General features: G+C 71.9%; 16 protein-coding genes. 13 read left to right on the top strand and 3 right to left on the bottom strand.

Annotated features, from left to right (window positions below; translation table 11 throughout):
* Positions 1 to 52 precede the first annotated feature (52 nt).
* The 13 genes from ACFY9E_RS03690 to ACFY9E_RS03630 all read left to right on the top strand — a co-directional run bounded on the left by ACFY9E_RS03690 (position 53) and on the right by ACFY9E_RS03630 (position 10,067).
* Positions 53 to 1,747, top strand: a complete 1,695-nt coding sequence (locus tag ACFY9E_RS03690; RefSeq protein ID WP_390978995.1) for an FAD-dependent oxidoreductase — start codon at positions 53 to 55, stop codon at positions 1,745 to 1,747.
* The gene (locus ACFY9E_RS03685; RefSeq protein WP_390978993.1) at positions 1,744 to 3,591 is read left to right on the top strand and encodes a transketolase; all 1,848 of its coding nucleotides are present in this window, start codon (positions 1,744 to 1,746) and stop codon (positions 3,589 to 3,591) included. The genes ACFY9E_RS03690 and ACFY9E_RS03685 overlap by 4 nt, the downstream gene beginning before the upstream one ends.
* Positions 3,588 to 4,547: a non-homologous end-joining DNA ligase gene (gene ligD / locus ACFY9E_RS03680; RefSeq protein WP_390978991.1), complete on the top strand. Its 960-nt coding sequence runs from the start codon at positions 3,588 to 3,590 to the stop codon at positions 4,545 to 4,547. The genes ACFY9E_RS03685 and ligD overlap by 4 nt, the downstream gene beginning before the upstream one ends.
* Positions 4,548 to 4,640: 93 nt before the next feature.
* Positions 4,641 to 5,009, top strand: a complete 369-nt coding sequence (locus ACFY9E_RS03675) for a gas vesicle protein GvpO (protein ID WP_390980285.1) — start codon at positions 4,641 to 4,643, stop codon at positions 5,007 to 5,009.
* A 46-nt stretch (positions 5,010 to 5,055) separates the two neighbouring features.
* Entirely contained in the window at positions 5,056 to 5,490 is a 435-nt protein-coding gene (locus tag ACFY9E_RS03670; protein WP_390978989.1) for a gas vesicle protein GvpJ, read from the top strand.
* On the top strand, positions 5,487 to 6,260 hold the full coding sequence (locus ACFY9E_RS03665; RefSeq protein ID WP_390978987.1) for a GvpL/GvpF family gas vesicle protein: 774 nt from the start codon (positions 5,487 to 5,489) through the stop codon (positions 6,258 to 6,260). The genes ACFY9E_RS03670 and ACFY9E_RS03665 overlap by 4 nt, the downstream gene beginning before the upstream one ends.
* Positions 6,261 to 6,264: 4 nt before the next feature.
* The gene (locus tag ACFY9E_RS03660) at positions 6,265 to 6,528 is read left to right on the top strand and encodes a gas vesicle protein GvpG (RefSeq protein ID WP_390978985.1); all 264 of its coding nucleotides are present in this window, start codon (positions 6,265 to 6,267) and stop codon (positions 6,526 to 6,528) included.
* Positions 6,525 to 7,301, top strand: a complete 777-nt coding sequence (locus ACFY9E_RS03655) for a DNA primase (RefSeq protein WP_390978983.1) — start codon at positions 6,525 to 6,527, stop codon at positions 7,299 to 7,301. The genes ACFY9E_RS03660 and ACFY9E_RS03655 overlap by 4 nt, the downstream gene beginning before the upstream one ends.
* Positions 7,298 to 8,476 (top strand): SRPBCC family protein, encoded by a 1,179-nt coding sequence (locus ACFY9E_RS03650; RefSeq protein WP_390978981.1) that lies wholly within the window; start codon positions 7,298 to 7,300, stop codon positions 8,474 to 8,476. Before ACFY9E_RS03655 ends, ACFY9E_RS03650 begins: the two co-directional genes overlap by 4 nt.
* On the top strand, positions 8,473 to 8,811 hold the full coding sequence (locus tag ACFY9E_RS03645; protein ID WP_031108661.1) for a gas vesicle protein: 339 nt from the start codon (positions 8,473 to 8,475) through the stop codon (positions 8,809 to 8,811). Before ACFY9E_RS03650 ends, ACFY9E_RS03645 begins: the two co-directional genes overlap by 4 nt.
* Positions 8,808 to 9,563: a GvpL/GvpF family gas vesicle protein gene (locus ACFY9E_RS03640; RefSeq protein ID WP_390978979.1), complete on the top strand. Its 756-nt coding sequence runs from the start codon at positions 8,808 to 8,810 to the stop codon at positions 9,561 to 9,563. Before ACFY9E_RS03645 ends, ACFY9E_RS03640 begins: the two co-directional genes overlap by 4 nt.
* Positions 9,564 to 9,579: 16 nt before the next feature.
* A complete protein-coding gene (locus ACFY9E_RS03635; protein ID WP_003994122.1) occupies positions 9,580 to 9,768 on the top strand; it encodes a gas vesicle protein in 189 nt (62 codons plus the stop codon).
* 35 nt (positions 9,769 to 9,803) lie between these two features.
* Positions 9,804 to 10,067 carry a gas vesicle protein K gene (locus tag ACFY9E_RS03630; protein ID WP_358606917.1) on the top strand — a complete coding sequence of 88 codons (264 nt, stop codon included), beginning with the start codon at positions 9,804 to 9,806 and terminating at the stop codon, positions 10,065 to 10,067.
* 56 nt (positions 10,068 to 10,123) lie between these two features.
* On the opposite strand, the gene ACFY9E_RS03625 is transcribed toward ACFY9E_RS03630, so the two are convergent.
* The 3 genes from ACFY9E_RS03625 to ACFY9E_RS03615 all read right to left on the bottom strand — a co-directional run bounded on the left by ACFY9E_RS03625 (position 10,124) and on the right by ACFY9E_RS03615 (position 12,765).
* On the bottom strand, positions 10,124 to 10,294 hold the full coding sequence (locus tag ACFY9E_RS03625) for a hydrophobic protein (protein WP_390978977.1): 171 nt from the start codon (positions 10,292 to 10,294) through the stop codon (positions 10,124 to 10,126).
* Positions 10,295 to 10,336: 42 nt separating this feature from the next.
* Positions 10,337 to 11,158, bottom strand: a complete 822-nt coding sequence (locus tag ACFY9E_RS03620; protein ID WP_390978975.1) for a methyltransferase domain-containing protein — start codon at positions 11,156 to 11,158, stop codon at positions 10,337 to 10,339.
* 110 nt (positions 11,159 to 11,268) lie between these two features.
* Positions 11,269 to 12,765 carry a phosphatase PAP2 family protein gene (locus ACFY9E_RS03615; RefSeq protein ID WP_390978973.1) on the bottom strand — a complete coding sequence of 499 codons (1,497 nt, stop codon included), beginning with the start codon at positions 12,763 to 12,765 and terminating at the stop codon, positions 11,269 to 11,271.
* Between the last annotated feature and the right edge of the window lie 19 nt (positions 12,766 to 12,784).

Below are 12,784 nucleotides of genomic sequence, written 5' to 3'. Positions count from 1 at the left end.
GGGGGACGCGGAAAGTTCCCGAGCCACGCGACAGCGCCGGAGGCGAGCGACCGTGAGTCGACCCCGCATCCTGATCATCGGTGCCGGCTTCGCCGGATACCGCACGGCCCGCACCCTGTCCCGGCTCACCCGGGGCCGGGCCCACATCACCCTGCTGAACCCGACCGACTACTTCCTGTACCTGCCCCTGCTGCCCCAGGTCGCCGCCGGCATCCTGGAGCCGCGCCGGGTCACCGTCTCCCTCTCGGACTCGCTGCCGAACGTACGGCTCGTACTCGGCGAGGCCGATCGGATCGACCTCGACGACCGCACGCTGCACTACACGGGCCCCGAGGGCGACAGCGGCACCCTCTCCTACGACCGGCTGGTGCTCGCCGCGGGCAGCGTCAACAAACTGCTGCCCATCCCCGGTGTCGCCGAGCACGCGCACGGGTTCCGCGGGCTGCCCGAGGCGCTGTACCTGCGCGATCACGTGACCCGGCAGGTGGAGCTCGCGGCTTCCGCCGACGACCCCGGGACGTGCGCCGCGCGGTGCACCTTCGTCGTGGTGGGCGCGGGATACACCGGAACCGAGGTCGCGGCGCACGGGCAGATGTTCACCGACGCGCAGGTGCGCAAGCACCCGCTGCGGCAGGGCATGCGGCCGCGCTGGATGCTGCTGGACGTGGCGCCGCGGGTGCTGCCCGAGATGGACGAGAAGCTCTCGGCCACCGCCGACCGGGTCCTGCGGCAGCGAGGTGTGGACGTGCGGATGGGGACCTCCGTCAAGGAGGCCACGCACGAGGGGGTCGTGCTGACCGACGGCGAGTTCGTCGCGACCCGGACGCTGGTGTGGTGCGTGGGCGTGCGCCCCGACCCGCTGGTGGAGTCCCTCGGGCTGCCCATGGAGAAGGGACGGCTGCTCGTCGATCCGCACCTGCGGGTGCCGGGCCGGCCGGAGCTGTTCGCGTGCGGTGACGTCGCCGCGGTACCCGATCTGGAGAACCCGGGGAGCTATACGCCGATGACCGCGCAGCACGCCTGGCGGCACGGCAAGGTCGCGGCGGAGAACGTCGCCGCGTCGCTCGGACTGGGCGGGGCGCACAAGCCGTACCGCCACCGCGACCTGGGGTTCGTCGTCGACCTGGGCGGGGCGAAGGCCGCCGCCAACCCACTGGGTGTGGCCCTCTCCGGTGTGCCGGCGGGTGCGGTGACGCGGGGCTACCACCTCGCCGCGATGCCCGGGAACCGGGTCCGGGTCGCGGCGGACTGGCTGCTGGACGCCGTACTGCCGCGCCAGGCCGTGCAGTTGGGGCTCGTACGTTCCTGGTCGGTGCCGCTGGACACGTCGTCCCCGGAGGTGGCCCGGGTGCCGGGTGGCCCAGGCCGGCGGCAGGAGGCGAACGCCCGGTCGGGGCCGGGAGCGGCGCTCGCGGCCGACACGGACGACGGGGGCACCGGCGGGGGAGGGCCCGGCCGGGCCCGGCCCCAAAATGAGCCCGCGAAGGGGCAGCCCGGATCCGGGGCGACGCAGGTACGGCCCGGATCCGGGGCCGCGGAACCGCGCTCGGAGTCCGATACGCCCAAGGGCCGCCCGGCAGCGGACCGACCGCGCGGTGAGCCCGCCGAGAACCGGCCCGATGGTGAGCCCGCCGAGAGCCGGCCCGCCCCGGCACCCGCGCCCGGCCGGCCGCCCCCGGGCCACCCCGCCCCCGGCCCCGTCAAACGAACCGACCCCCCGGACGACTCCGCGAAAGGAGACTCATGAACACCGGTGAACTCACCGACCTCGGACAGCAGCTGCGGGTGGACAGCGTCCGCGCCGCCGCCGCGGCGGGATCCGGGCACCCGACGTCCTCGATGTCCGCCGCCGACCTGATGGCCGTCCTGTTCGCACACCACCTCCGCTACGACTTCGACCGCCCCGCCCACCCCGGCAACGACCGCTTCGTCCTGTCCAAGGGCCACGCCTCCCCGCTGCTCTACTCCGCCTACAAGGCGGCCGGCGCCATCGACGACGAGGAACTGCTCACCTTCCGCAAGCTGGGCAGCCGCCTCGAGGGGCACCCCACCCCGCAACGCCTGCCGTGGGTCGAGACGGCCACCGGGTCACTCGGGCAGGGCCTGCCCGTCGGAGTCGGCATCGCGCTGGCCGGCAAGCGGCTCGACCGCACCGGCTACCGCACCTGGGTGCTGTGCGGCGACAGCGAGCTGGCCGAGGGGTCCGTGTGGGAAGCCGCCGAGCACGCCGGGTACGAGCACCTGGACAACCTCACCGTGATCGTCGACGTCAACCGCCTCGGCCAGCGCGGCCCCACCCGGCACGGCCACGACCTGGACGCCTACGCCCGCCGGTTCCAGGCCTTCGACTGGCACACCATCGAGGTCGACGGCCACGACGTGGACGCCGTCGACCGCGCCTACGGCGAGGCCGCGTCCACCAAGGGCCAGCCCACCGCGATCCTCGCCCGCACGCTCAAGGGCAAGGGCGTCGAAGCCGTCCAGGACCGTGAGGGCCTGCACGGCAAGCCGCTGCCGGAGGCCGAGGAGGCGATCACCGAACTCGGCGGCCCGCGCGACCTCCGCGTCCGGGTGCAGGAGCCGCCCGCCGCCCGCATGCTGCACTCCGTCCACACCGGCGACTTCGAGCTCCCGAGGTGGGACAAGGGCGAGGAGGTCGCCACCCGCAACGCCTTCGGCGAGGCACTCGCCGCCCTCGGCACCGGCCGCGGCGACATCGTCGCCCTGGACGGCGAGGTCGGCGACTCCACCCGCGCGGAGTTCTTCGCCAAGGAGCACCCCGACCGCTACTTCGAGTGCTACATCGCCGAGCAGCAGCTGGTCGCCTCGGCGGTCGGCCTCGCGTCCCGCGGCTGGGTGCCGTACGCCACCACGTTCGCGGCGTTCCTGACCCGCGCCTACGACTTCATCCGGATGGCGTCCGTCAGCGGCTCCGGCATCAATCTCGTCGGCTCGCACGCGGGCGTCGCCATCGGCCAGGACGGGCCCAGCCAGATGGGCCTGGAGGACCTGGCGATGATGCGGGCGGTGCACGGCTCGACCGTGCTGTACCCGTGCGACGCCAACCAGACCGCACGGCTCGTCGGCGCGATGGCCGGCCTGGAGGGCGTCCGCTACCTGCGCACCTCGCGCGGCGAGAGCCCCGTGATCTACGGCCCCGACGAGGACTTCCCGGTCGGCGGCAGCAAGGTGCTGCGCTCCTCCGGCCAGGACCGGCTGACCCTCGTCGCGGCGGGCGTCACCGTGCACGAGTCCCTGGCCGCCGCCGAGGCGCTTCAGCAGGAGGGCATCGCGGTGCGGGTGATCGACCTGTACTCCGTGAAGCCCGTCGACCGGGCCACCCTGCGGCGGGCCGCCGAGGAGACCGGCTGCCTGGTGACCGTGGAGGACCACCACCCCGAGGGCGGCATCGGGGACGCGGTCCTCGACGCCTTCACCGACGGGCGCCCCGTACCGCGCCTGGTGCGGCTCGGCGTACGCACGATGCCGGGCTCGGCGTCCCCGGAGGAGCAGCTGCGCGCGTCGGGCATCGACGCGGAGTCCATCGCGGCGGCCGGACGGCTGCTGGTGGAGGAGGCGGTCGTGCGGTGAGCGGCGGCGACGGTACGCGCAGGGTGCGGGCGGGCCGCCGCACGGTGGAGGTGCACCGGCCGGACAAGGTGCTCTTCCCCGGCGGCGGGGACGCCAAGGAGTACACCAAGGGCGACCTGGTGGACTACCACCGGGCCGTCGCGCCCTTCATGCTGCCGCATCTGCGCGGCCGTCCGCTGATGCTGGAACGGCATCCGGACGGTATCGACGGACCGACGTTCATGCAGAAGAACACCCCGGAGCACTACCCGGAGTGGATCCCCCGCGCGGAGGTGACCAAGGAGGGCGGCACCGTCCGCCACACCGTCTGTGACGACACGGCCACCCTCGTCTACCTGGCCGACCAGGCGAGCATCAGCCTGCACCGCTGGCTGTCCCGCGCCGGCAGCGTCGACCACCCCGACCGGCTGGTCTTCGACCTCGACCCTCCCCCGCTGCCTGAAGGGCCTGGGGGGACCCCCAGGGACGACTTCGAGGCCGTGCGCGAGGCCGCCCGGCTGCTCGGGGAGCTGCTCGACGAGCTGGAGCTGCCCTCGGCGCTGATGACCACCGGCTCGCGCGGGCTGCACGTGATCGTTCCCCTGAACGGCCGGCACGACTTCGACGACGTGCGCGGCTTCGCCCGGGACGTCGCCGACCTGCTCGCCGCCGCCCACCCCGACCGGCTCACCACCGCCGCACGCAAGAAGGAACGCGGCGAGCGGCTCTACCTCGACATCCAGCGCAACGCCTACGCCCAGACCGCCGTCGCGCCCTACACGGTCCGGCCCCGCCCGGGCGCGCCGGTGGCCACCCCCATCACCTGGGACCGGCTCGACGACCCGGAGCTGCACGCCCGCCGCTGGACCATCGCCGACGCCGTCGAGCAGGCCCGCACCCATCCCTGGTCAGGCCTGCTGGACCGCGGCCGGGCGCTGGGGCCGGCCCGACGGCGGCTGGACGCCCTGCGCGGCTGAACCGCCGCCTCCGTCAGCCCGACAAGTGGCAGATGCATGCGTCCTCAGAGGTTTGGCGAACACGCTTGCGGCCACACGGAGGGGGAGGTGGCCATGTCGAACACAAACAACACGCAAGAGTCACAGAGTTCACAGAAGTCACAGGACTCTCAGAATTCGAGCAAAACGAACGACAACCGGACGGCCCGGAAGCGGCCGAGCCCGATGGAGGTGCTGCGCCAGGCGCGCGGCCAGCTCGCGGAACTCACCGGCATGGAAGCCGAGTCCGTGTCGTCCTTCGAGCAGACGGAGGAGGGCTGGGCGCTGGAGGTCGAGGTCCTCGAACTCGAGCGCGTGCCCGACACGATGAGTCTCATGGCGAGCTACCAGGTCGAGCTCGACCCCGACGGGCAGCTCACGGGATACCGGCGCGTCCGCCGCTATGAACGCGGTCGGTCCGACGCGCGCAGGGGCGGCCGCTAGGCCCCCTGACCGGACCTGCACCCACACACGAGGAGGAACACCCGGCATGACAGTCGTACCGGCACAGCAGTCCGGCGGCGGAGGCGGCAGCAGCGGTCTTTACGACGTGCTTGAGCTCGTCCTGGACAGGGGGCTCGTCATCGACGCATTCGTGCGTGTCTCCCTGGTCGGCATCGAGATCCTCAAGATCGACGTGCGCGTCGTCGTCGCCAGCGTCGACACCTATCTGCGCTTCGCCGAGGCGTGCAACCGGCTCGACCTGGAGGCCGGGCCGCGCAAGGACCCGGGCCTGCCCGACCTCGTCGGCGAGATGACCGAGTCCGGCGCCCGCGGCAAGTCGAAGGGGGCGCTGTCCGGCGCCGCCGAGACCATCTCCGACGCCTTCAAGCAGGGGCGGAGCCAGGACTCCGAGCGTGAGACCGAGTCGCGTCCGCGCGCCCGCAAGAGCACGTCGTCGCGCCGTAAGGAGGAGCAGGAGTGAGCACGTACGTCTACGGCATCGCCGCCGGTTCGCACCCCGGGCTGCCCGAGGGCATGAGTGGCGTCGGCGACCCGCCCCGCCCGGTGCGCATCCTGCGCGAAGGTGACCTCGCGGCGATCGTCAGTGAGGCGCCCGACGGGTTGCGGCCCAAGAGGAAGGAACTGCTCGCCCACCAGAACGTGCTCAGCGAGGCCGGTGCGGCCGGCTGTGTGCTGCCCATGCGGTTCGGCAGTGTCGCCCCGGACGACAACTCGATCACCGGGGTGCTCGCCGAGCGGGCCGAGCACTACAGGGAGCGGCTGCGGGCGCTGGACAACCGGGTCGAGTACAACGTCAAGGCCAACCACGTCGAAGAGGCCGTCCTGCATCAGGTGATGGCCGAGAGCCCGGACATCCGCGCGCTCGCGGAGGCCAATCGGCAGGCCGGCGGCGGCAGTTACGACGACAAGATCCGGCTCGGCGAGATGGTCGCCGCCGCGGTCAAGGCCAAGGAGGCCGGCGACGGCGCCGCGGTGCAGCGCGCCCTGGAAGGGGCCGCCGACGACACGAGCGTGGGCCCCGAGTCCACGGGCTGGCTGGCCAACGTGTCGTTCCTGGTGGACCGGGAGTCGGCCGAGTCCTTCCTGGCCGCGGTCGAGCAGGTCCGCAAGGACATGCCGCACCTGGAGGTGCGGGTCAACGGTCCGCTCCCGCCGTACAGCTTCGTCGAGCCCGGCCCGGCCGAGCCCGCGGGCACCGTGGCGAGCGGCACGGACACCGGAGCGGGGTGACGACGTGGGCTTGATCTCCGAGGTGCTGCTGCTGCCGTTCGCACCGGTACGCGGCAGCGCCTGGGCCATCAAACAAGTAGTCCAGGAGGCCGAGCGGATCTACTACGACCCCGCCACCATACGGGCCGAACTGGCTCGCCTCGAGGAACAGATGGAGGCCGGAGAGATCACCGAGGAGGAGTTCGACCGTCTTGAGGACGACCTCCTCGACCGGTTGGAGACCGCTTCGCGCGGGAGCGCGGGAACAGGCAACGGGACAACACCATGAACCGAGTGGGACTGGGTCTCGCCGTGGGGGCCGGATACCTCCTGGGACGGACCAAGAAACTGAAGATGGCGGTGGCCGTCGGTGGTCTGGTCGCCGGAAAGAAGCTGAATCTGAGCCCCCGCATGGTCGGGGACCTGCTTCAGCAGCAACTGCGGAACAACCCGCAGTTCAAGGAGATCGGGGACCAGCTGCGCGAGGACCTGCGCGGTGTCGGCAAAGCGGCCTCCGGTGCCATGGTGGAGCGGCAGATCGACGCCCTCGCCGACCGGCTGCACGGCCGTACCGCCCAGGTGCGCGACCAGCTGACGGGCGTGGTGCCCGGCAGCGGCCGGGACGACGAGGAGGACGACGCCGAGGGCGAGGACGAGGAGCCCGAGGGCGAGGCGACCGAGGACGAGGAGCCCGAGGACGAGGAGCCCGAGGCGGCCGAGGACGAGGAAGCCGAGGACGAGGAACCCGAGGCGGCCGAGGACGAGGAAGCCGAGGACGAGGAACCCGAGGAGGACGACGAGCCCGAGGAAGACGACTCCGCGTCCCAGGAGGACGAGGAGTCCGAGCCGGCGGCGAAGAAGGCCCCGGCCAAGAGGGCCCCCGCCAAGAAGGCGGCCAAGCAGGCCCCCGCCAAGAAGGCCGCCAAGAAGGCCCCCGCGAAGAAGTCCGCGGCCGGACGCAAGACGGCGGCGAAGAAGACCACGGCCGCCAAGAAGGCGACCTCCGGGAGCAGAGGCGGCAGCGCACGCTCCCGGCTGCCGAAGGGAGGCGGTGAGGGATGACCGACACTCTGGGTTCGGCGAAGTCCGCCGCCAACGGAGCGGCGAAGAACCCGCTCACCGACCTGGCCCACAGTGAGGCCGCAGACCGGCTCAAGGCCGAGGTGCAGGAGTACCTCGCCGCTCAGGCCACGCGCATGCTGACCGGCGTCGGCCGCAAGCTCGGCGAGACCACCGGCAAGCTGAACGACATCGCCGAGGGCAACAGCCCCGGTTTCGCCAAGCTCGCCCTCGACGGCGGCCGCAAGATCGCAGAGGGCAAGGGCCCGTTGCGTTCCGCGATGGAGCTCGGCGGCTCCCGCCTCAAGGACAAGGTCACAGGTGCCTTCAAGGGCCTGGGCGGCAAGGGCAAGGGGAAGGGCAAGGGCCGTTCCGGCAACAAGCCCACCGTCATCATGGAGCACATCGACGTCGGTGTGCCGCTGCGCACCGCGTACGACCAGTGGACCAAGTACCAGGACTTCAGCACCTTCGCGAAGGGTGTCAAGAGCGCGAGCCGCGACGACGACACCCACTCCGACTGGCAGGCGAAGATCTGGTGGTCCAACCGCAGCTGGAAGGCGAAGACGACCGAGCAGGTCCCCGACGACCGCATCGCCTGGACCTCCGAGGGTGCCAAGGGCACCACGAAGGGCGTCGTCTCCTTCCACCGGCTCACCGACAACCTCACCCGGGTGCTCCTCGTCATCGAGTACTACCCCTCCGGACTCTTCGAGAAGACCGGCAACATCTGGCGCGCCCAGGGCCGCCGCGCCCGGCTCGACCTCAAGAACTTCGTCCGCTTCATCACGATCAAGGGCGAGGCGGAGGACGGCTGGCGCGGTGAGATCCGCGACGGCGAGGTGGTCCAGAGCCACGAGGACGCGCTGGCCGAGGAGGAGTCCGAGGAGTCCGAAGAGTCCGAGGAGGAGCCCGAGGAGGAACGCCCCGAGGGCGAGGAGGCCGAGGACGAGTACGACGACGAGGAGGAGCCGGAAGAGGAGGGCGAAGGGGAGCCCGAGGGCGAGTACGAGGACGACTCCGAGGCCGAGTACGACGAGGAGGCCGAGGACGAGGAGCAGCCCGAGGACGAGGCGCCCTCGGACGAGGAGCAGCCCGAGGAGGAGGAAGAACCCGAGGGCGAGTACGAGGAGGACGAGGACGAGGATGAGGAAGTCGAGGCAGGGAGCCGGCGATGACGACGCCCAGCAGGATGCCCGAGCCCTACGGTCAGGGAAGCGGTGCCAACCTCGCCGACATCCTTGAACGCGTGCTGGACAAGGGCATCGTCATCGCGGGCGACATCCGGATCAACCTGCTCGACATCGAACTCCTCACGATCAAACTGCGGTTGATCGTCGCCTCGGTGGACAAGGCGAAGGAGATGGGCATCGACTGGTGGGAGACCGACCCGGCCTTGAGCTCACGGGCCCGCCGTGACGAACTGACCCGTGAGAACGCCGAGTTGCGCGAGAGGCTGGCCCGCCTGGAGGAACTGGAGCCCGGCCGCGCGGAGAAGAAGGAGGCACCGTGACCGGACTGCGGTACGTCTACGCCGTCTGCCGCCCCTTCGGCACCCCGCTCCAGGCCCAGTTGACAGGGGTGGCGGGCGATCCGCCCAGAGCACTGACTCACCACGGCCTCGTGGCCGTGGTGAGCCACGTGCCGGAGCGGGACTTCGCCGAGGAACCGCTCCGCGCCCATCTGGAGGACCTGGACTGGCTCACCGAGACCGCCCGTGCGCACCAGGGCGTCATCGACGCCCTCACCACGGTCACGACCCCGCTGCCGCTGCGGCTCGGCACCGTGTTCCGCGACGACAGCGGCGTCCGCATGATGATGGAGGCGCGCGAGGAGGACTTCCTGCGCACCCTCGACCGGCTGGAGGGCCGGGTCGAGTGGGGCGTGAAGGTGTACGCCGAGTCCGAAACACAGGAGAGCGCCCGGCCCCCGCAGAAGGCCACCTCGGGCCGGGACTATCTGCGACAGCGGCGTATGCAGACCAGGTCCCACGAGGAGATGTGGCAAAAAGCCGAAGCCTACTCGACACGGCTGCACGAAGAACTCTCCGCATTCGCGGAGGATTCCCGGCTGCACCCCCCGCAGAACCCCGCGCTTTCCAAGGCGACCGGGCGGAACGTGCTGAATGCCGCCTATCTCGTTCCGCGTGCGCATTCCGAGGAGTTCGTGGAACTGGTGGACCGCACGAAGGGTGAGGCGCCCGGAATGCGCATCGAACTCACCGGTCCCTGGGCTGCCTATTCGTTCGCCGGGGAGACCACATGAACGACGGAGTGAAGACGTGACCGTAGTGGAACGCCGTGAGGTCGCCCTCGTGGACCTGCTCGACCGGCTGCTGGCCGGCGGCGTCGTGATCACGGGGGACATCACACTGCGCATCGCCGACGTCGACCTCGTCCGTATCGACCTCAACGCGCTCATCAGCTCGGTGAACGCCCAGGTGCCCTCACCGTTCGAGGAGTTGCTGTGACCACGCCCGACCACCCCCGGCCGCGCTCCAACCACATGGACCTGGAGCCCGACACCGTCGAGCGTGACCTGGTCAAACTCGTGCTGACGGTGGTGGAGCTGCTGCGTCAGCTCATGGAGCGCCAGGCGTTGCGGCGGTTCGACGTGGGGGATCTGAGCGAGGAGCAGGAGGAGCGGATCGGGCTCACGCTCATGCTGCTCGACGAGCGGATGACGGAGCTGCGCGACCGCTACGGACTGCGGCCCGAGGACCTCAATCTGGACCTCGGGCCGCTCGGACCGCTGCTTCCGCGGGAGTGACGCACACGCGCTTCCCCGGCCCTGAGCGAGTCAGGACCGGGGAAGCGCGTGTGCATTCACCACCGGTACCAACGACCCCTGCCGCCGGATGCCGACGTGCCGCGGACGAAGAATCCCAGCAGCCACAGGACGAGAACCGCGAGTGCGATCCACCAGAGAATCTTTACTGCAAATCCGGCGCCGAAAAGAATCAAAGCCAGAAGCAGCACCAGCAGGATGGGAACCATAATTCGAACCTCCTGCTTGCAGAGTGTCCCTGAAACGGCGTTTCAGGCTTGCTTGCGGCAGACAATTTCTCCGTGCAGGACGCTGAACCAGCCGTCCTCCCGGGCGCCCCACTCCCGCCAGGCCGCGGCCACGGCCCTCAGTCCCGCCGCGTCGGTGTGTCCGCCCTCGACGGCCCGGTCGGCGTAGGCCGACGCCAGGGTGCGGTCGGCCCACAGTCCGCTCCACCACGCCCGCTCCTGCGGCGTGGCGTAGGTCCAGGTGCCGGAGCTCGCCGTGATGTCCGTGAGCCCGGCCCGCAGGGCCCAGGCCTTCAGCCGGCGTCCGGCGTCCGGTTCGCCGCCGTTGGCCCGGGCGACCCGCCGGTAGAGGTCCAGCCACATGTCGAGTCCCTCGGACGCCGGATACCAGGTCATGGCCTCGTAGTCCGCGTCCCGCACGGCGATGAGGCCGCCCGGCTTGACGACCCGCCGCATCTCGCGCAGCGCGCGCACCGGATCACCCACGTGCTGGAGCACCTGATGTGCGTGGACCACGCAGAACGTGTCGTCCGGGTAGTCCAGGGCGTGCACGTCGGCGACCGCGAAGTCGATGTTGGCCAGCCCCCGCCCGGCCGCCGTGGCACGCGCCTGCTCCAGGATCTCCGGCGCCCGGTCGACCCCCGTGACCTGTCCGTCGGGCACGAGCTCGGCCAGGTCGGCGGTGATCGTGCCCGGGCCGCAGCCGATGTCCAGGATCTTCATGTGGGGCTTGAGCGAAGGCAGCAGGTACGCGGCCGAGTTGGCGGCGGTCCGCCAGGTGTGCGAGCGCAGCACGGACTCGTGGTGCCCGTGGGTGTAGACGGCGGTCTCCCTGGGTTCCGGCATGGCGGATCCCACCCCTTCCGGTCGGGTCGGTCTGAGATCACCGTACGCAGGAATGCCGCATAGTGAGACCCGCATCCTGATATATGGACTGACGATGCGTCAGTGAGGTGTCAGTACCCTGCGATCGGCCGGTACACGGTCAGCGCCTCGGGGAGCTTCTCCAGCGTCACGCGGCCTTCCACCTCGGTCACCTCGCCGTCGTAGGCGAGGAGCGTGCCGGGCGCCACGTGGTCCAGGCGCAGCCGTCCCACCTGGACGGCCGCGTGGGCGGGGGAGCGGGTCAGGGGGCCCGCGAGGGCGGCGGCGAGCAGCCGCGCGGCGGGCCGGCGGCCGCCGTGCACCACGCGCACGTCGAGCTGCCCGTCCGCGAGGTCCCGCCGACGCCCGGACGCGAGCCCCACGCGGTGGTAGGTGCCGTTCCCGGCGAACAGCAGCCACAGCGGGCGCGTCCGGCCCTGGAACTCCGCCTCCAGCGGGTGCCGGCCGGTCCGCAGGACACGCAGCGCCGCGAGCACACCGGCCGGCCACCCTCCGATCCGGTGCGACCAGCGTTCCCGCTCACGCACCAGCTCCGGATAGACACCGACGCTGCAGGTGTTGAGGAACACGCCCTGCCGGTCGCCGCAGGAGTACCGGCCCACGTCCACGCGCACGGCGTCGCCCTGGCGCAGCGCCCGGGCCAGGTCGCGCACGTCCTCCACGCCCAGGTCGTGGGCGAAGTGGTTGAGGGTGCCCCCCGGCAGCACCGCCAGGGGCAGACCGGCGCGCATCGCGACGCGGGCGGCGCTGTTCACGGTGCCGTCGCCGCCGCACACGCCGAGCACCCGGGCGCGGCCGGCCGCCCTCTCCAAGGCGTCGGGCACGTCCTCGGGCGCGCACTCGACGACCTCGGCCCCCGGGAGGGCGTCGCGCAGGGCCCGGGCCCGGTCGGCGGTTCCGGAGGCGGTGTTGGCGACGAGGACGAGTCCCTCGCCCCGCAGCAGGGCCGGTACGTCGGCCTGCGGGCGGGCCGGGGGGACGACCTGGCCCCGGGTCGGCACCAGGGCCCGGACGGTGAACGCCGCCCCCGCGCCCAGGGCCGCGCCCGCCACGACGTCGCTCGGGAAGTGGACGCCGGTGTACACGCGGGACAGGGCGACCGAGGCGGCCACCGGGGCGACGGCCGCACCCCACGCCGGGGACTCCAGGGCGACACCGGTGGCGAACGCGGCGGCCGACGCGGCGTGCCCGGAGGGGAACGACGTGGTGATCGGCTGCCGCTTCAGCCGCCGGACCAGCGGGACCGCGTCCAGGACCGGGCGGGGGCGGCGGACCGAGCGCTTGCCGAGGGTGTTGATGCTGAGGGAGGCGAGGCCCAGGGAGGCCAGGCCGCGCGCCGCCGCCCGCCGGGCACGGGGCGTGCGGCTCGCGGCGACGGCGGCCGCGGCCGCGAACCAGAGCGCGCCGTGGTTCGCGCCGCGGCTCAGCCGGGGAAGGACGGGATCCGCCCCCGGCCAGTGCCGGGCCGCCGCGACTTCGAAGAGCCGGCGGTCCAGCGTGAGGGCTCGGTCGCGCAGGGGGCGGTGCCCGGGCTTCGCAACGGTGAGGTCCAGGTCGGGGAGCGTCATGCGGTGCGGGTACCCGGCG

Source organism: Streptomyces sp. NPDC012466 (genome assembly GCF_042955215.1).
Taxonomy (GTDB): Bacteria; Actinomycetota; Actinomycetes; order Streptomycetales; family Streptomycetaceae; genus Streptomyces.
Note: the sequence above shows the minus strand (reverse complement) of the source record. Positions and strands in the feature narration are given on the sequence as shown.